The following is a 16,985-nucleotide window of genomic DNA, read 5'->3' as shown; positions in this document are numbered from 1 at the left end:
GCGGGGAACTGCGCGAGCGGGCACGGCGGCGCCGCAGACGAAAAACTCCCCGCCCCCCCAAGAGGCCCGCGTTGGAACTACTGGGCGCGGCGGGCGCGGCGGGACATGGCCACCGCTCCCCCACCGGCGATCAGAAGAATGACCGCACCCCCGACCACGTACGGAGTCGTAGAACTACCCCCCGTCTCGGCGAGCCCCGCCTTCTCCTTCACCGGCGTGACGACCTTGCCCTTACCCCCCTGAGGCTCGACCTCAGGCTCATCGGACGGCTTCGGAGAAGCAGGCGGCACGACGGCCGGCACGGCAGGCGCCTCACACGTGGCCCCCGCCAGCGTCACCTCCCCGGTGACCTCCGCGACGTTCAGCTTCAACGGGTTGACGGAGACCTTGAGTTGCAGCGCGGAAGCCGCCGCCGTCGTCGAGGTCGTCGACGTGTTGGACAGGCCGAGGGACACCTCACCGACGCCCGGCACCTTGACCTCGGTCGTGCCCCCGGCGCTGAGCGTCACCTTCTTGCCGAGGACGGTGACGGACCCCAGCAGGTTGGACTCGGCGACGGGCTTCTTGCCGGCCACGCACAGCGCCTTGGAGGTGACCTGGTCGACCTCGATGAGGGAGAGCAGCGGCAGCCCGGGGACATGCACCTTGGCGTGCGCGAGCTGCGTGAACCCTTCCGACTGACGGGAGTCGACGGTGGCCCGCGCCTTGGCGACATCGGCCCGCAGCACGCTGAACGGCTGCCCCCCGTCGACCCCGTCGAGCCGCGCGGTGAGGGCGGTCTTCTCGGCGCTCGCGGGGGCCTGCACCTCGTTGAGGGAGACGCGCAGCGGCACGTTGACGGTCTTGTTGAGCAGGTTCACGTCGAGGCCGGTGCGCAGGACGACGGCACCGGCCTTGCCGCCGTGGTCGCCGGTGGCGGCGGCGGGCCCGGCGGCGGCGAGCACGAGCGGCCCGGCGGCGAGCGCGGTGGCCACGGCAGCGGCGGCGGCACGGCGGGCGGGCGTGCGCAGGACGGTGGTCAGGGTGGAGCTGGGCATGCTGGTGGGACCCCCAGAGCAGGACGGATCATCACGGGAACCGTCACGGAACATGAACAAGAACGGGCGCCGTCGGTGGCGGCCTGCACGGGGACACGCGCGGCCCCACCGTCCGACGGCGACTGGTCGTCGACTGGTCATCGACTGAGGGAATCTTTACGCACTGAGAGTGAACAGGCCACAACCCGGCGTGAGTTCACTCCAAAGGGGGGTTTTAGCTCAAACCTTCGAATCCGACGCCCCACGCGTCACCCTTGAGCACGCGTGAACACCCTGAACGAACACCCTGAACGCGCTCAAACGCGCTCACCCCCGTCCGGCACCCCCGGCCCCACCCTCGCGAGAGGTACGCAAACGAGCCGCGCCGCCCCGGGGTCACGCCCCGTCAACCCCGCGACCCGCCCCCGACGCGCCGCCCCCGGAGCACGACATGGCGGGGCGCGGCGAGGACCCGTACGTCGGCGCGCGGATCGGTGTCGTAGAGGACGAGGTCGGCGGGGGCACCCTCGTCGAGTCCGGGGCGGCCGAGCCAGGCGCGGGCGCCCCATGCGGTGGCGGAGAGCGCGTCGAGCGCGGGGATGCCGGCCTTGACCAGCTCCGCGACCTCGCCCGCGACGAGCCCGTGCGCGAGGGAGCCGCCCGCGTCGGTGCCGACGTACACGGGGATGCCCGCGTCGTAGGCGGAGCGCACGGTGTCGTAGCGGCGCGCGTGGAGCCGGCGCATATGGGCGGACCAGCGCGGGAACTTCTGCTCGCCGCCCGCCGCGAGGTCGGGGAAGGTGGCGATGTTGACGAGGGTCGGCACGATGGCGACGCCGCGCTCCGCGAACAGCGGGATCAGCTCGTCGGTGAGGCCCGTGGCGTGCTCGACGCAGTCGATGCCGGCCTCGACGAGGTCGCGCAGGGACGCCTCGGCGAAGCAGTGGGCGGTGACGCGGGCGCCGAGCCGGTGCGCCTCGGCGATGGCGGCCTCGACGGCGCCGCGCGGCCAGCAGGCCGTCAGGTCGCCTTCCTCGCGGTCGATCCAGTCGCCGACGAGCTTGACCCAGCCGTCGCCGCGCCGGGCCTCGCGGGCGACGTACGCGACGAGGTCCTCGGGCTCGATCTCGTGGGCGTAGTTGCGGATGTAGCGGCGGGTGCGGGCGATGTGGCGGCCGGCCCGGACGATGCGGGGCAGGTCCTCGCGGTCGTCGATCCAGCGGGTGTCGGAGGGCGAGCCGGCGTCGCGCAGCAGCAGGGCGCCCGCGTCGCGGTCGGTGAGGGCCTGCTTCTCGGCGGTCTCGGCGGGCACCGGGCCGTGCGCGTCGAGCCCGACATGGCAGTGCGCGTCGACGAGTCCGGGCAGCGCCCAGCCGTCGAGCGTGGTCACGTCGAGCCCGGCCGTACGCGGCCGTTCGTACGTGATCCTGCCGTCGATCACCCACAGTTCGTCGCGCACGTCCTCGGGTCCGGCGAGGACCCGTCCCCTGATGTGCAGCACCCCGGCGTCGCTCGTCGCACTCATGGCACGAAGCCTATGAGAGCGGTCGGTACGCTCGTCAGCGGCATCCCTACCGAACCCGTGAGCGAAGAGAGCACCACCGTGACGCATCCGTTTCTCGACCTGGCCCCGCTGAGCGCCGCACACTTCGCGTCCATCGAGGACCGTGTGGCCCGCCTCATGGGCGTCGCAGGCGCGCAGGACGTCGTGATCATGCAGGGCGAGGCGCTGCTTCCGCTGGAGGGCGCGATCCGCGCGGCGGCGGGCCCGGGCACGGTCGCGCTGAACGTGATCACGGGCCCGTACGGGCAGACGTTCGGCGACTGGCTGCGGGACTGCGGGGCGACCGTGCACGACCTGGCGGTGCCGTTCCACACGGCGGTCACGGCGGACCAGATCCGCGCGGCGCTCGCGGAGCACCCGGAGATCGACTTCGTCTCGCTGGTGCACGCGGAGGCGGCGACGGGCAACACGAACCCGGTCGCGGAGATCGGTGAGGTCGTCCGGGCGCACGGCGCGCTGTTCTACCTGGACGCGGTCGCCTCGATCGCGGCCGAGCCGGTGCTGCCCGAGGCGTGGGGAGTGGACCTGTGCGTGATCGGCGCGCAGAAGGCGATGGGCGGCCCGGCGGGCGTCTCGGCGGTGTCGGTGAGCGCCCGCGCCTGGGAGCGGATGGCGGCGAACCCGCACGCGCCCCGCCACTCCTACCTCTCGCTCCTGGACTGGAAGCAGCGCTGGATCGACGGCGGCCGCACCGCCCTGCTGCACGCGCCGGCCCAGTTGGAGATGCTGGCCCTCGAGGCGTGCGTGGAGCGGATCGAGGGCGAGGGCCTGGAGGCGCTGATGGCGCGGCACGCGAGCGCGGCGGCGGCGACCCGCGCGGGCACGCTGGCGCTGGGCGGCGGTCTGACGCCGTACGTGCACGAGGCGCGGGACGCGGCGCCGGTGGCGACGACGCTGCGGGCGCCGGCGGGCACGGACGCGCGGGAGCTGGTGGCGCGGGCGCTCGCGGTGGACCCGGTGCTGCCGCTGGTGGCGGGCGGCGGGGCGCTGGCCGCGGAGATGATCCGGGTGAACCACTACGGGCCGCAGGCGACGCGCGGTGTCGTGCAGTCCTCGCTCGCGGCGCTCGGCGGGGCGCTCGCGGAGGCGGGCCACGAGGTGGACCTCGAAGCGGCGCGCAAGGCGGTGGCCGCGGCCTGGCGGTGAGCCGGAGTCCGTGACGGCGCGGTGCGGCCGCGGCGTCACGGAGCGGAAAACGCGCACCACAGCGGGGCGCCGTCCTTTTACGAGGGCGGCGCCTTTGTTATTCACCAAACAATTCCGCATTGTTTATGAGAGTAGCTTCCCGTATTACTTCTGCCCGCTTTCCCGCAGCGTAAACACAGAGGTTGAGAGCGGGCCCGCGCCCGTAATTCGGACACGTTCCGGCGGGGTTCCAGCCTTGTGACGTACTCCACAAACTCGGCGATACATCCCTTTTGTGCGCCATGAATCCGGACATATCTCTGAGGTCTCACGCGCCCGCTCGCCCACGCGCGATAACACAGATCGACCGCTGACGTAACCCCTCCCCTAGATGCAATTCCAGAAATTGCTCGGTAAATTTAATTCGCATGACCGCCGCACAAGCGCAATTCCAGCTCGACCATCCCGGCGTGGCCGACGGCGCCTCGATCTGGCGTATCGCCCGCGACTCGAAGGTCCTCGACCTCAACTCGTCGTACAGCTATCTGCTGTGGTGCCGTGACTTCGCGGCCACCTCGGTGGTGGCCCGCGACGAGTCGGGCGAGGTCGCCGGGTTCGTCACCGGCTACATCCGGCCGGAGCGTCCGCAGACCCTGGTCGTGTGGCAGGTCGCCGTCGACCACGCCCACCGCGGGCACGGTCTGGCCGGCGAGCTGCTGGACGGCCTCATCGCCAAGGTCCTCGGCGCCGGACGGCCGGTCACGACGGTCGAGACGACCATCACGCCCGACAACTCGGCGTCCCAGGCGCTGTTCCAGTCCTTCGCCCGCCGGCACGGCGCCGGCGTGGAGCGCACGGTCCTGTTCGACGCGGGCGTGTTCCCCGAAGAGGGGCACCTGCCCGAGGAGCTGTACCGCATCGGGCCGCTGGCCTGAGCGACGCCGCCGATCCCACCCATCGCCGACCCCCCTCAACTCCCCTCCCTAGAGGAGCATTCGCTGTGACCATCACCCAGCCGGACCTGAGCGTCTTCGAGACCCTTGAGTCGGAGGTGCGCAGCTACTGCCGCGGCTGGCCCACCGTCTTCGACCGGGCCCAGGGCAGCCGCATGTACGACGAGGACGGCCACGAGTACCTGGACTTCTTCGCGGGCGCCGGGTCGCTCAACTACGGGCACAACAACCCGGTCCTCAAACGCGCGCTGATCGACTACCTGGAGCGCGACGGCGTCACCCACGGGCTCGACATGTCGACGGCCGCCAAGCGCAACTTCCTGGAGTCGTTCCAGAACATCATCCTGCGCCCGCGCGACCTGCCGTACAAGGTCATGTTCCCGGGCCCGACGGGCACCAACGCCGTCGAGTCGGCGCTGAAGCTGGCCCGCAAGGTCAAGGGCCGCGAGTCGATCATCTCGTTCACCAACGCCTTCCACGGCATGTCGCTGGGCTCGCTGGCGGTGACCGGCAACGCGTTCAAGCGCGCGGGCGCCGGTATCCCGCTGGTGCACGGCACGCCCATGCCGTTCGACAACTACCTCGACGGGCAGACCCCGGACTTCATCTGGTTCGAGCGTCTGCTTGAGGACTCCGGCTCGGGCCTGAACACGCCGGCCGCCGTGATCGTCGAGACGGTCCAGGGCGAGGGCGGCATCAACGTGGCCCGTGCCGAGTGGCTGCGCAAGCTCGCCGACGTGTGCGAGCGCTGGGACATGCTGCTCATCGTCGACGACATCCAGATGGGCTGCGGCCGCACCGGTGCCTTCTTCTCCTTCGAGGAGGCGGGCATCACACCGGACATCGTGACTGTTTCGAAGTCCATCAGCGGGTACGGGCTTCCTATGTCCCTGTGCCTGTTCAAGCCGGAGCTGGACGTCTGGGAGCCGGGCGAGCACAACGGCACGTTCCGCGGCAACAACCCCGCGTTCGTGACCGCCGCCGCCGCGCTGGAGACGTACTGGACCGATGGCCCGGCGATGGAGAAGCAGACGCTGGCACGCGGGCAGCAGGTCGAGGAGGCCCTCGGCGCGCTGCGCGACGAACACCGCGACGCGATCGCCGAGTACCGGGGCCGCGGCCTGGTGTGGGGCATCGAGTTCCGCGACAAGGAGCGGGCCGGCAAGGTCGCCAAGCGCGCCTTCGAACTCGGCCTGCTCATCGAGACCTCCGGCCCCGAGAGCGAGGTCGTCAAGCTGCTTCCGGCGCTGACGATCACGCCCGAGGAGCTGGACGAGGGGCTGCGCACGCTCACCCGGGCCGTGCGCGAGACCGCCTGACCCCCCTCACGACGCAGAAGAGAAAGGCAGCGACCCACCGTGATCGTCCGTTCGTTCAAGGAGATCGAGAACACCGACCGGCACGTGAAATCGGCGTCCGGCACCTGGGAGAGCAAGCGCATCGTCCTCGCCAAGGAGAAGGTCGGCTTCTCCCTGCACGAGACGATCCTGTACGCGGGTACGGAGACCGACATGTGGTACGCCAACCACATCGAGGCCGTGCTGTGCGTGGAGGGTGAAGCCGAGCTCGAGAACCGGGAGACCGGGGAGAAGCACTGGATCGAGCCGGGGACGATGTATCTCCTGAACGGCCACGAGCGCCACACCCTGCGGCCGAAGACGGACTTCCGCTGCGTGTGCGTGTTCAACCCTCCTGTCACCGGACGGGAGGACCACGACGAGAACGGCGTCTACCCGCTGCTGACCGAGCCCGAGGAGGTCTGATCCGTATGACGACGGCAACCGGCATCACCGACCTGTACCCGACCCGAGGCACTTCCGAGGTGGCGACCCCGCGCGTCGACCCGGTCGTCTGGTCGGCTCCGGGAGCCCGGGGTCCGATCCGCCAGTCGGACCTCGCCGCCTTCGAGCGGGACGGGTTCCTCGCCATCGAGGAGCTGATCGGGCCGGACGAGATCGGCACCTACCAGGCGGAGCTGAACCGCCTGGTGAACGATCCGGCCATGCGCGCCGACGAGCGTTCGATCGTCGAGCCGCAGTCGCAGGAGATCCGTTCGGTCTTCGAGATCCACAAGATCAGCGAGGTCTTCGCCGACCTGGTCCGCGACGAGCGTGTCGTGGGCCGGGCCCGGCAGATCCTCGGTTCGGACGTGTACGTCCACCAGTCGCGCATCAACGTCAAGCCCGGCTTCGGCGCCACGGGGTTCTACTGGCACTCGGACTTCGAGACGTGGCACGCCGAGGACGGTCTGCCGAACATGCGCACGGTGTCGGTCTCCATCGCGCTGACGGAGAACTACGACACCAACGGCGGGCTCATGATCATGCCGGGCTCGCACAAGACGTTCCTCGGCTGCGCGGGCGAGACGCCGAAGGACAACTACAAGAAGTCGCTCCAGATGCAGGACGCGGGCACGCCGAGCGACGAGGCGCTGACCAAGTTCGCCGACGCGCACGGCATCAAGCTGTTCACCGGCAAGGCCGGGTCGGCGACGTGGTTCGACTGCAACGCGATGCACGGCTCCGGCGACAACATCACGCCGTACCCGCGCTCGAACGTCTTCATCGTGTTCAACAGCGTGGAGAACACGGCGGTGGAGCCGTTCGCGGCGCCCGTGCGGCGCCCGGAGTTCATCGGCGCGCGGGACTTCACCCCGGTGAGGTGAGCGGCGCCCGTACGTGAGTCACGTGGCTCACGTACGTGAGCGGGGGCGGGATCCGGTCGCGGGTCCCGCCCCCGCTCACGTGTGTCCGGGTGCGGCGGGCGGTGCGCGGGGGTCACTCCAGGGCGTTCAGCAGGCGGTCCACGTCGGCGGCCGTGTTGTAGAAGTGGAACGACGCCCGCAGGTTCCCGGCGCGGGCGGAGACCTCGACGCCCGCCTCGCGCACCCGGGGCTGCCGCTCGCCGAGGCCCGGCACGGAGACGATCGGGGAGCCCGGGGAGGGCACGGGCTCCAGGCCGAGCGTGGCGAGCCCGGCGCGGAACCGGTCGGCGAGCGCGAGGTCGTGGGCGCGGATGGTGTCGGGGCCCAGTTCCTCGACGAGGGCGAGCGCGTGCCGGGCGCCGGTGTACGAGAGCAGGGCGGGCGACTCGTCGAACCGGCGGGCGGAGCGGGCGAGTTCGGTGACCGGACCGTAGCAGCTGTCCCAGGGCCGCTCCCCCGCGACCCAGCCCCCGAAGACGGGGTCCAGGCCCTCCGGGTCGTGCGGGCCGACGAAGAACGTGACGCCGCGCGGGCAGGTCAGCCACTTGAAGGCGACGGCGGCGACGTAGTCGGCCGCGGCCGCGTGCTCGGCCAGCGCGAACCAGCCCGCCGCCTGCGAGGCGTCCACGTACAGCCGGGCACCGTGCGCGCGGGTCGCCTCGCGCAGCGCGGTGAGGTCCGCGACCCGCCCGTCTGCGGACTGCGCGGCGCTGACCGCGACGAGGGCGGTGCCGGGGCGGACCGCGTCGGCCAGCGACTCCAGCGGCACGATCCGCACCTTCAGATCACGGCGTACGTGGAAGGGGTTGACCGCGGAGCTGAACTCGCCCTCGGCGGTGAGGACTTCGGCGCCCTCGGGCAGTGAGGCGGCGATCAGCCCGGTGTAGACGGCGACGGACGCGCCGGCCGCCACCCGCGTCGCGGGCACCCCGGCGATCCGGGCGAACGCGGCCCGCGCCTCCTCCAGGTCCGCGAAGAGGGAGTCGGCGGGGCGGCCGGTGGCCATGCCGTCGAGGGCGTCGCGCATGGCGTCGGCCGCGCGGGCGGGCAGCAGGCCGACGCTCGCGGTGTTCAGATAGGTGGCGGCGGGGCGGTACTGGGCGCGGACGAGGTCCGCGTCGAGAGCGTGGTGAGTACCCGAAGTCTCCATGGGCCCACTGTGCCGCGCCGCCAACTGCCCGTCCATCGAGAAATGTTGAGCGGTACCTCTCAGCGCCGCTGACGGATCGGGCGCCGCTGACGGATCGCGCGGCGCTGACGGACCGGCGTCAGGACTGCGGGACCGCGCAGCCGTCGGGGCCGCACGCGTCGCCTTCGGCCGTGCCGTCGAGGACGGTCAGCGGGGAGCGGGCGCCCCACGCCTGGCTGAGCGCCTGGGTGAAGATCTCGGCGGCCTGGGCGCCGGAGACGCCGAACTTGCGGTCGAGGACGAAGAACGGCACGCCCGTCGCGCCCAGCTCGGCGGCCTCTCGCTCGTCGGCGCGCACGGCGTCGGCGTAGGCGTCCGGGTCGGCGAGGACCGCGCGGACGTCGGCCTCGTCGAGACCGGCCTGGACGGCGAGCGTGACGACGTGCTCGTCGTCGGCGAAGACCGAGCCCTCCTCCGCGAAGTTCCCCCGGTACAGGGCGTCGACCAGGGCGTCCTGCACGCCCTTGTCCTTGGCGAGGTGCAGCAGGCGGTGCAGGTCGAAGCTGTTGCCGTAGTCGCGGCCCTCGGTGAGGTAGGGCAGGCCGAGCGCGCCGGCCTGCTGTCCGAGGCCCTGCTCGTTGGCGGCGGCCTGCGCCTCGCTGATGCCGTACTTCTTGGCGATCTTGGCGATGACGGGACCGGTGTCGCCCTTGGGGATGGTGGGGTCCAGCTCGAAGGAGCGGTGGACGACCTCCACCTCGTCCTTGTGCGGGAACGCGTCGAGGGCCTGCTCGAACCGGGACTTGCCGATGTAGCAGAAGGGGCAGTTGATGTCGGTCCAGATCTCGACGCGCATGGTGGGGCTCGCTCCAGTGTCGTACGGCGCAGGGGTGTCCTGCCTCGTACGTCAACCGGAGGCGCCCGCGCCGCATTCCCCGCCCGGCGCGGGCGCCCGGGTCGCTCTGGTGCCGTCAGGTGCCGTCGCGCAGGTCGGCGGGGGCGTGGTCGCGGAACGCGATGCGGTCGTAGCGCACGGTGCAGCCCTCGCCGGCCGGTGACTGGGCGAGGAAGCCGACGAGCGGGGCGTCGGCGCCGTCCCGGTCCTCGTCGCCGAGGGCGAAGACGCGGACGAAGGTCCAGCGCTCGCCGTCGGTGGAGGCGTGGAAGGCGTACGCGGCGCCGGTGCGGGTCAGCCGCAGCCAGACGGTGTCGCCGGGCACGACGAAGGAGTTCGCGTCGTCGGAGCGGCCCCGGGTGACGACCGTGCAGATGGTGGGCTCGTCGGGTGAGCGCTCGTAGCAGAGCTTGGCCCACTGGCGCTCCCCCGCGTGCAGGTAGAGCACCCCCGCGTCGAAGGGGGCCGCGAAGCCGACCGTGACACGGGCGACGAGCTGGAAGTCGCCGGCGGGCGGGGCGCCGAGCAGCCGGGGCGCGTCGGATGCGGGGTCGAGTGCGGTGCCGCCGGGCGGCACGAAGCGGTCCTGGCGGGGCCCGGCGTGCCCGGTGAGCGTGCCGTCCGCGTAGCTCCAGTCGCCGTCGGGGCCGTGCGGGTGCAGGGGGAAGGGGAGTTCGGGCAGGTGCAGGTCCATGCGGGTCAGTTCTCCAGGCGGCCGTCGTAGCGCCGGGGCAGGCCCAGCGGATTGTCGTCGCGCAGTTCGGGCGGCAGCAGCGCCTCGGGCATGCTCTGGTACGTCACCGGGCGCAGCCAGCGCTCGATGGCGGTGCCGCCCACGGAGGTGGAGGTGGAGGTGGTGGCCGGGTAGGGGCCGCCGTGGTGCTGGGCGGGGGCGACGGCGACGCCGGTGGGCCAGCCGTCGACGAGGACGCGGCCGGCGAGCGGGGTCAGCGCGGCGAGGAGGGCGGCCGCCTCGCCCTCGCCCGCGGCCTCGGCGGCGGAGAGCTGGAGGGTGGCGCTGAGGTTGCCGGGCAGGCGCCCGAGGACGGCGGTGACCTCGTCGGTCGTGGTGTAGCGGGCGACGACGGTGACCGGCCCGAAGCACTCTTCGAGGAGCAGGTCGTGCGGGCCGCCCTCGGTGGCGAGGCGGGCGGCGGGGACGGTGAGGAAGCCGGGGCTGACGGTGTGCTCGCTGCCCGCGCCGGGCGTCACGGGCGCCTCGACGTCGGCGAGGGCGGCCCGCTCGGCGACCCCGGTGACGAAGTTGTCCCGCATGCGGTGGTCGAGCATGACGCCGGCGGCGGTGTCGCTGACGGCGGCGGTCAGGGCGGTGAGGAGCCGGTCGCCGCCCTCGCCGCGCGGCGCGAACACCAGGCCGGGCTTGACGCAGAACTGGCCGACGCCGAGCGTCATGGAGCCCGCGAGGCCCGCCCCGATCTGCTCGGCGCGCTCGGCGGCGGCGGCCTCGGTCACGACGACGGGGTTGAGGGAGCCGAGTTCGCCGTGGAAGGGGATGGGCGCCGGCCGGGCGGCGGCCGCGTCGAACAGGGCCCGCCCGCCGCGCACGGAGCCGGTGAACCCGGCCGCGGCGACGAGGGGGTGGCGGACCAGTTCGACGCCCGCGTCGAAGCCGTGGACGAGGCCGAGCACGCCCTCGGGGATGCCGTGGCGGGCGGCGGCGCGGCGGATGACGGAGGCGACGAGTTCGGAGGTCGCCGGGTGGTCGGGGTGGGCCTTGACGACGACCGGGCAGCCCGCGGCGAGGGCGCTCGCGGTGTCGCCGCCGGGCACGGAGAACGCGAACGGGAAGTTCGACGCGGCGTACACGGCGACGACCCCGAGCGGGATCTTGTAGCGGCGCAGGTCGGGGACGGGCGGGGTGGCCTTGTCGTCGGGGTGGTCGATGACGACGTCGAGGAAGGCGCCCTCGTCGACGATGTCGGCGAAGGCCCGCAACTGGTAGCAGGTGCGCGCGAGTTCGCCGGAGAGCCGGACCGGGCCGAGCGCGGTCTCCGCGTCGGCGGCCTCGACGAGATGGGCGCCGGAGGAGCCCGCCTCGCCGAGCAGGTCGGCGGCGGTGCGCAGGAACGCGGCGCGCACGGCGCGGTCGGCGAGGGCGGGGCGGGCGGCCTCGGCGGCGCGCACGGCCTGGTCGACCTCTTCCGGCGTGGCCTCGTCCGCGACCTGTTCGCGCTGCTTCCCGGTTCGGGGGTCGACACTCCAGACTGGTGCTGCTGCCACGGCGCTTTCCTCCGGCCTTTCCCGCGGCCGAACCTCCTTGGCCACGAGGGGCGTTCGATATACTGAACGCTGTCTCTGTGGGTGAACTCCCTGGAGACTATTTGTCGTCGAACGAGGGGGTCAAGGCCGATGGCGGCAGGCGCGACGGGGGCCGCCGGCGGCGGAGCGCAGGTCAAGTCGGCCGTACGGACGGTGGAGCTGCTGGAGTTCTTCGCCGGCCGCCCCGGGATGCACTCCCTCGCCGCGGTCCAGGAGGCCGTCGGCTATCCCAAGTCCAGCCTGTACATGCTGCTGCGGACCCTGGTCGACCTCGGCTGGGTGGAGACCGACGCGACCGGCACGCGGTACGGGGTCGGGGTGCGGGCCCTGCTGGTGGGCACCTCGTACATCGACGGGGACGAGGCCGTCGCCGCGGCCCGCCCGACGCTCGACCGGCTCTGCGAGGAGACGGCCGAGACGATCCATCTGGCCCGGCTCGACGGCACCGACGTCGTCCATCTGGCGACCCGCCCCTCGCCGCACCATCTGCGGCCCTCCACCCGGGTCGGCCGCCGGCTGCCCGCGCACGCGACGGCGCTCGGCAAGGCGCTCCTCGCCACCCACACCGACGAGCAGGTCCGGGCGCTGCTCCCGGCCGAGCTGCCCGCGCTGACCGCGCACACGATCACCGACCGCGAGGCGCTGATCGAGGAGCTGCGCGCGGTGCGCGAGCAGGGCTTCGCCGTGGACCGCGAGGAGAACACGGTGGGCCTGCGCTGCTACGGCATGGCGATCCCCTACCGCACCCCGGCCCGCGACGCGCTCTCCTGCTCGGTGCCGGCCGCGCGCCTCACCCCCGCGCTCGAACGGACGGTGCGGGACGCCCTGTCCGGCGCCCGGGACCGGCTCACCCTCGCCACCCGCCACCTGTGACCGACCGTGCCGTCCGCCCGCGTGCGGCGGCGCAGAAAGCACGTCTGCCATGACTCGTACGATGCCGTCGACGCCGGCGAAGGCGTCCGTCATAGCCGCGCCCGGGATGCCGTCCCTGCTGGTCGTGGTGGTGTTCTGCTTCTCGGGCTTCGCGCTGCTGCTGCCGGTGACGCCGGAGTGGGCGGTGCGCGGCGGCGCCGACGCGTTCGGCGCGGGGCTCGTCACGGCCGTCCTGATGGCGGCGACCGTGCTGGCGCAGTTGCTGGTCGAGCGGGCCCTGCGGCGGCTCGGCTGGACCCGGACCCTGACGCTCGGCGCGCTGCTGCTCGGGCTGCCCGCACCTGTGCAGGCGCTCAGCGACGCGCTCGGCCCGGTCCTCGTGACGACGGCTCTGCGCGGCCTCGGTTTCGGCATCCTGACGGTGTGCGGCTCGACGGCGGTGGCGACGCTGGCCCCGCGCGGCCGGCAGGGCGCCGCGATCGGCCTGTACGGGCTGGCCATCGCGGTGCCGCAGACGGTCCTGACACCCGCCGCGCCGGCGCTCGTCGCCGCGTTCGCCCTCCCGGCGATCCTGGTGTGCGGGGCGCTGCCGGTGCTCGCATTGCCGTTCACGGGGGCGCTGGGCCGGGCCGTGGAGGCGGGTCTGTCGGCGCAGGCGCCGGGGGCCGAGGGCGCCGACTCCACCGGGGCCGCGTCGGCGGCGGCCGTGCTGCGCCGCATCTGGCTGCCGCTGGTCACGCTGCTGCTGGTGACGTCGGCGGGCGGCGCGGTGCTGACGTTCACGCCCCAGTTCACGGGCCGGGCGGCGCTCGCGGCGGGCGCGCTGCTGCTGTTCACGGCGACCGCCGCCGGGGCCCGCTGGGTGGGCGGGGTGCTCGCGGACCGGCTCGCGCCGCGCCCGCTGACCTGCGCCCTGCTGGCCGCCGGGTGCGCGGGGCTCGTCCTGGTGGCGCTCGCCGTGCGCGGACCTGCGCCGGGGCCCGCGCCGCTGCTGTCGGGGCTGGCGCTGCTGGGCGCGGCGTACGGCGGTCTGCAGAGCCTCACGCTGGTCCAGGCGCTGGACCGGGCGGGCGCGGCGCACCGGCACACGACCTCCGTCGCCTGGAACATCGGCTACGACTCGGGCACCGGCCTCGGCTCGCTGCTCCTCGGGCTGGCCGCGCAGGCGGCGACGTACACGGCCGGGTTCGGCGCGATGGCCGGGGCGATGGCGCTCGTGGCGGTCGTGGTCCTCGTCACGGGTGGCCGCGCGACCGCCCACGGCGACGGGCCGCCCGCCGGGGCCGCCGGAGCCTCCGGAGCCGGGGCGCGCGAGGCCGGGACCGAGGCCGCCGAGTCCGCCGGGCGGACGGCGCCCTGTGACCCGTAAACCATGATCGTCCGAGGCTGAGGGCAGGCGGTCCGATGAGAGATCGCTGAGAAAAGGCCCGGCTTCGGAACGATTCGTTCCATCCCGTTCGTCCTTATGGGTGGAATGAACAAGACGATCAGGCGCGCCTCCGTCTTCACGCTGCTGCTCGTGTTCGCTCTGCTGGTCAGGGCGACATGGGTGCAGTTCTACGACGGCAAGGCCCTCGCGGACAACGACAAGAACCGGCGGAAGACGATCGCGCAGTACGCGAACCCGCTCGGTGACATCATCGTGGGCGGACGGGCGGTGACGGACTCGAAGCGGACCACCGGCAGCGACCTCAAGTACAAGCGCGACTACACGGACGGCGCGCTCTACGCGGGCGTGACGGGCTACACCTCGCAGGTCTACGGCTCGACGCAACTGGAGTCGATCTACCAGAAGGTGCTCGACGGCAGCGACACCCGGCTGCGCGGCCCGCTCGACGCGCTGACCGGCGCGAGCGCCAAGCCGGGCAATGTGATCACGACCGTCGACGCCGGGGTGCAGAAGGCCGCGTACCGGGCGCTCGGCGACAAGAAGGGCGCCGCCGTCGCCATCGACCCGGAGTCGGGGCGGGTGCTCGGCATGGTGTCGACGCCCTCGTTCGACCCGTCGACGATCAGCGGTTCCGGTTCCTCGGACGCCGCCGCGTGGAAGAAGCTCGCCGCCGACAAGGACGTACCGACGCTGAACCGCGCGCTGAAGCAGGCGCTGCCGCCCGGCTCCACGTTCAAGCTGGTCGTCGCGGCGGCGGCCCTGGAGGACGGGCTGTATCCGAATGTCGATACGCCGACTCACTCGCCGAACCCGTACCGGCTGCCGGGCACGGCGACCGACCTGCGCAACGAGAGCGCGAGCGCGCCCTGTGAGAACGCCACGCTCCGCACCGCGCTCCAGTACTCCTGCAACAACGTCTTCGGCAAGATCGCCGTGGATCTCGGGCAGGACAAGGTGCGCGCGATGGCCGAGAAGTTCGGCTTCGACGACACCAAGCAGGACATCCCCGTACGGGCCGCGACGAGCCGCTACCCCTCCGGCATGGACAAGGCGCAGACCGCGCTGTCGGGGATCGGCCAGTTCGACGTGACGGCGACGCCGTTGCAGATGGCGATGGTCTCCGCGACCCTCGCCAACGGCGGCGAACAGGCGTCTCCGCACATGGTCGCGCAGGTCACGGACGGCGGCGGCGACGCGATCGAGAAGTACGCCGACGGCGAGACGAAGCGGGTGGTCGGCTCGGGTACGGCGGCGCAGTTGCGGTCCGCGATGGAGACGGTCGTGACCAAGGGCACCGGCACCAACGCGCGCGTGCCGGGCGCGACCGTCGGCGGAAAGACGGGCACGGCCCAGCACGGCGAGAACAACAGCCAGACGCCCTACGCCTGGTTCACCTCGTACGCCAAGGACGACACGAGCGGCAAGCAGGTCGCCGTCGCGGTGCTCGTGGAGCAGTCGGACGCGGCCCGCTCCGAGGTCAGCGGCAACGGTCTGGCGGCGCCCATCGCGCAGGCGATGATGAAGGCGGCGCTCAAGCGGTGACTCCGGGCGGGGCGTTCCCGGGCGGGGCGCTCCTTGGCGGGGGCAGGGCGTCGGTCACGTGGTCGGGCGGCGGGACTCAGCCCACGTAGTAGGTCGGGTTCGGGAACTTGTACGTCTTGTCGGCGTGACCGCCCTCCAGGTCGGAGTACTGGTCGCCGAAGTTGCCGACGATGTCGTAGCCGAGGGACTCGATGTGCGCGCGGGTGCCGGACTTGTACTGCACGGTGGTGCACGTCCAGGCGCCCGGCGTGGCGCAGGAGCGCAGGTAGGCGGGCGGGTTCGCCTTGTCCTTGAGGAAGACGTGGCCGGCGTCGAGGTCGGTGTCGATGCCGACCTTCTTCAGGTTCTCGACGGCGGCCGCGCGCTGGGACTCGGAGAGGCCGGAGTTGTAGAAGACCGTGACGCCCTTCGACTCGGCGTAGCGGATGAGCGCGGGGGTACCGAAGACGGCGGGGCGGTCGGCGCGGTTGACGTACGCCTTCCATGTGGCGTCGTCGTACACGTAGTTGGACTTCTTCTCGTAGTCGAGGCTGAGCAGCAGCGTGTCGTCGATATCGAAGACGACGGCGGGGCGGTCGCCCCTGCCGTGGTGTTTGCCGGCCGCCTTCGCCGCCTTGGCTATCTGCTTCTTGGCGTCGGCCTGGACGCGGGCGAGGTCGTCGGCGTACTGGCTGTCGGGCGACGCCTGCCAGACGCTGGACGCGTCCTGGGTGGCGCCGTAGTAGGAGTCGATCTCCTTCACGAGCAGGCCGATGTTGTGCGGTTCCGCGGTGGCGGTGCCGGTGGGGCGGTCGGCGCTCGCGGCGCCGGTGCCGTAGACGGCGGTCGCGGCGAGGGCGCAGGCGGCGGCGATGCCCGCGACGCGGGCGGACTTGCGAAGGGTCGGCACGGAGGACTCCCGTCGGGGTGCTTCAGGTAAGCGGAGGTGAATGCAGGTGAATGCATGTCTACGCGCATCACATGGGGTCCGCGAGCGCCGTTACCCGATCGATATCGGGCGTTCGGCAAGGCATTGCCCGGGCCTGAACCCGGCTTGACCCCGCGTTGACACCGGGGTTCTAGGGTCGGCTGCGGGACGCAGGACGAGACAGGGGACTCCGGGGACATGAGAGCCGCCGCGCTGGACGCCGCCGCCGTGGAGCGGACGGCGTCTCCCGTGCTGCTGTGGATCTTTGTCGTGGGCGGGGTCGTCGCCATCGCCTGCGGGCTGAACTGGCTGTTGCGGCTTCGCGGGGCGCATACGCGCCGTTCCGGCCCCGAAGAGGCGGCGCTCTCCGCGCCGCCCGACCATCTCCGCCTCCTGGGCTCTCTCCTGGCGGGGGCGGGCCTGATACTCCTCGCCGTGACCTACGCCCTCTGGCGCCTCAACTGACGGTCCCTTGGGCGGGGCCTAGGGCGTGTCGTCAAAGTGTCGTGCCGGGGGGCAGTATGGAGTGATGGTGCGTCGTCATGAACTGACTGATGAGGAATGGGAGTTGCTTGAGCCGTTGCTGCCTCGTGGGGCTTTTGGCCGG

Annotated in this window: 16 protein-coding genes; 9 read left to right on the top strand and 7 right to left on the bottom strand. The window is 72.4% G+C overall.

The window, feature by feature from the left end; translation table 11 throughout:
• Nucleotides 1-77 precede the first annotated feature (77 nt).
• Both ACZ7LY_RS26720 and ACZ7LY_RS26715 read right to left on the bottom strand, forming a co-directional pair.
• On the bottom strand, nt 78-1,037 hold the full coding sequence (locus ACZ7LY_RS26720) for an SCO1860 family LAETG-anchored protein (RefSeq protein WP_471627261.1): 960 nt from the start codon (nt 1,035-1,037) through the stop codon (nt 78-80).
• A 385-nt stretch (nt 1,038-1,422) separates the two neighbouring features.
• Nucleotides 1,423-2,541, bottom strand: coding sequence for an amidohydrolase family protein (locus ACZ7LY_RS26715; protein WP_471627260.1), 1,119 nt, complete (start codon nt 2,539-2,541; stop codon nt 1,423-1,425).
• A gap of 78 nt (nt 2,542-2,619) precedes the next feature.
• Here ACZ7LY_RS26715 and ACZ7LY_RS26710 point away from each other — a divergent pair, with 78 nt between their 5' ends.
• The 5 genes from ACZ7LY_RS26710 (at nt 2,620) to thpD (ending at nt 7,323) form a co-directional block, all read left to right on the top strand.
• On the top strand, nt 2,620-3,726 hold the full coding sequence (locus ACZ7LY_RS26710) for a pyridoxal-phosphate-dependent aminotransferase family protein (RefSeq protein WP_471627259.1): 1,107 nt from the start codon (nt 2,620-2,622) through the stop codon (nt 3,724-3,726).
• A 407-nt stretch (nt 3,727-4,133) separates the two neighbouring features.
• Nucleotides 4,134-4,640: a diaminobutyrate acetyltransferase gene (ectA, locus tag ACZ7LY_RS26705; RefSeq protein ID WP_471627258.1), complete on the top strand. Its 507-nt coding sequence runs from the start codon at nt 4,134-4,136 to the stop codon at nt 4,638-4,640.
• Between the two features lie 65 nt (nt 4,641-4,705).
• Nucleotides 4,706-5,977, top strand: a complete 1,272-nt coding sequence (gene ectB / locus ACZ7LY_RS26700) for a diaminobutyrate--2-oxoglutarate transaminase (RefSeq protein ID WP_471627257.1) — start codon at nt 4,706-4,708, stop codon at nt 5,975-5,977.
• Nucleotides 5,978-6,016: 39 nt separating this feature from the next.
• The gene (locus tag ACZ7LY_RS26695; protein ID WP_188339637.1) at nt 6,017-6,421 is read left to right on the top strand and encodes an ectoine synthase; all 405 of its coding nucleotides are present in this window, start codon (nt 6,017-6,019) and stop codon (nt 6,419-6,421) included.
• A gap of 5 nt (nt 6,422-6,426) precedes the next feature.
• Nucleotides 6,427-7,323 (top strand): ectoine hydroxylase, encoded by an 897-nt coding sequence (thpD, locus tag ACZ7LY_RS26690; protein WP_471627256.1) that lies wholly within the window; start codon nt 6,427-6,429, stop codon nt 7,321-7,323.
• A 112-nt stretch (nt 7,324-7,435) separates the two neighbouring features.
• Here thpD and ACZ7LY_RS26685 read toward each other — a convergent pair whose 3' ends face one another.
• From ACZ7LY_RS26685 to ACZ7LY_RS26670, 4 genes are all read right to left on the bottom strand, one after another.
• On the bottom strand, nt 7,436-8,548 hold the full coding sequence (locus tag ACZ7LY_RS26685) for an aminotransferase class V-fold PLP-dependent enzyme (protein WP_471627255.1): 1,113 nt from the start codon (nt 8,546-8,548) through the stop codon (nt 7,436-7,438).
• A gap of 82 nt (nt 8,549-8,630) precedes the next feature.
• Nucleotides 8,631-9,347, bottom strand: coding sequence for a DsbA family oxidoreductase (locus tag ACZ7LY_RS26680; RefSeq protein WP_471627254.1), 717 nt, complete (start codon nt 9,345-9,347; stop codon nt 8,631-8,633).
• 115 nt (nt 9,348-9,462) lie between these two features.
• Complete coding sequence (locus tag ACZ7LY_RS26675) at nt 9,463-10,080, bottom strand: DUF1349 domain-containing protein (protein WP_471627253.1); 618 nt, start codon at nt 10,078-10,080, stop codon at nt 9,463-9,465.
• A gap of 5 nt (nt 10,081-10,085) precedes the next feature.
• The gene (locus ACZ7LY_RS26670; protein WP_471627252.1) at nt 10,086-11,627 is read right to left on the bottom strand and encodes an aldehyde dehydrogenase (NADP(+)); all 1,542 of its coding nucleotides are present in this window, start codon (nt 11,625-11,627) and stop codon (nt 10,086-10,088) included.
• A 129-nt stretch (nt 11,628-11,756) separates the two neighbouring features.
• Here ACZ7LY_RS26670 and ACZ7LY_RS26665 point away from each other — a divergent pair, with 129 nt between their 5' ends.
• The 3 genes from ACZ7LY_RS26665 (at nt 11,757) to ACZ7LY_RS26655 (ending at nt 15,471) form a co-directional block, all read left to right on the top strand.
• A complete protein-coding gene (locus tag ACZ7LY_RS26665) occupies nt 11,757-12,539 on the top strand; it encodes an IclR family transcriptional regulator (RefSeq protein ID WP_471627251.1) in 783 nt (260 codons plus the stop codon).
• 49 nt (nt 12,540-12,588) lie between these two features.
• Nucleotides 12,589-13,908, top strand: coding sequence for an MFS transporter (locus ACZ7LY_RS26660; protein ID WP_471627250.1), 1,320 nt, complete (start codon nt 12,589-12,591; stop codon nt 13,906-13,908).
• A 105-nt stretch (nt 13,909-14,013) separates the two neighbouring features.
• Nucleotides 14,014-15,471, top strand: a complete 1,458-nt coding sequence (locus ACZ7LY_RS26655; RefSeq protein WP_471627249.1) for a peptidoglycan D,D-transpeptidase FtsI family protein — start codon at nt 14,014-14,016, stop codon at nt 15,469-15,471.
• A 76-nt stretch (nt 15,472-15,547) separates the two neighbouring features.
• On the opposite strand, the gene ACZ7LY_RS26650 is transcribed toward ACZ7LY_RS26655, so the two are convergent.
• Complete coding sequence (locus ACZ7LY_RS26650) at nt 15,548-16,360, bottom strand: HAD family acid phosphatase (protein WP_471627248.1); 813 nt, start codon at nt 16,358-16,360, stop codon at nt 15,548-15,550.
• 216 nt (nt 16,361-16,576) lie between these two features.
• On the opposite strand from ACZ7LY_RS26650, the gene ACZ7LY_RS26645 reads away from it, so the two are divergent.
• Nucleotides 16,577-16,843 (top strand): hypothetical protein, encoded by a 267-nt coding sequence (locus ACZ7LY_RS26645; protein WP_471627247.1) that lies wholly within the window; start codon nt 16,577-16,579, stop codon nt 16,841-16,843.
• The last annotated feature ends 142 nt before the right edge of the window (nt 16,844-16,985 follow it).

It is taken from the genome of Streptomyces sp. NPDC107550 (genome assembly GCF_055639095.1).
Note: the sequence above shows the minus strand (reverse complement) of the source record. Positions and strands in the feature narration are given on the sequence as shown.

Bases quoted from the DNA above. Each gene is read 5' to 3' on its own strand.
- thpD (WP_471627256.1), top strand. From the start codon at position 6,427: ATGACGACGGCAACCGGCATCACCGACCTGTACCCGACCCGAGGCACT.
- ACZ7LY_RS26680 (WP_471627254.1), bottom strand. From the start codon at position 9,347: ATGCGCGTCGAGATCTGGACCGACATCAACTGCCCCTTCTGCTACATC.
- ACZ7LY_RS26715 (WP_471627260.1), bottom strand. From the start codon at position 2,541: ATGAGTGCGACGAGCGACGCCGGGGTGCTGCACATCAGGGGACGGGTC.
- ACZ7LY_RS26645 (WP_471627247.1), top strand. From the start codon at position 16,577: ATGAGAGCCGCCGCGCTGGACGCCGCCGCCGTGGAGCGGACGGCGTCT.
- ACZ7LY_RS26685 (WP_471627255.1), bottom strand. From the start codon at position 8,548: ATGGACGGGCAGTTGGCGGCGCGGCACAGTGGGCCCATGGAGACTTCG.
- ACZ7LY_RS26655 (WP_471627249.1), top strand. From the start codon at position 14,014: ATGAACAAGACGATCAGGCGCGCCTCCGTCTTCACGCTGCTGCTCGTG.
- ectA (WP_471627258.1), top strand. From the start codon at position 4,134: ATGACCGCCGCACAAGCGCAATTCCAGCTCGACCATCCCGGCGTGGCC.
- ACZ7LY_RS26720 (WP_471627261.1), bottom strand. From the start codon at position 1,037: ATGCCCAGCTCCACCCTGACCACCGTCCTGCGCACGCCCGCCCGCCGT.
- ACZ7LY_RS26675 (WP_471627253.1), bottom strand. From the start codon at position 10,080: ATGGACCTGCACCTGCCCGAACTCCCCTTCCCCCTGCACCCGCACGGC.
- ACZ7LY_RS26660 (WP_471627250.1), top strand. From the start codon at position 12,589: ATGACTCGTACGATGCCGTCGACGCCGGCGAAGGCGTCCGTCATAGCC.
- ACZ7LY_RS26665 (WP_471627251.1), top strand. From the start codon at position 11,757: ATGGCGGCAGGCGCGACGGGGGCCGCCGGCGGCGGAGCGCAGGTCAAG.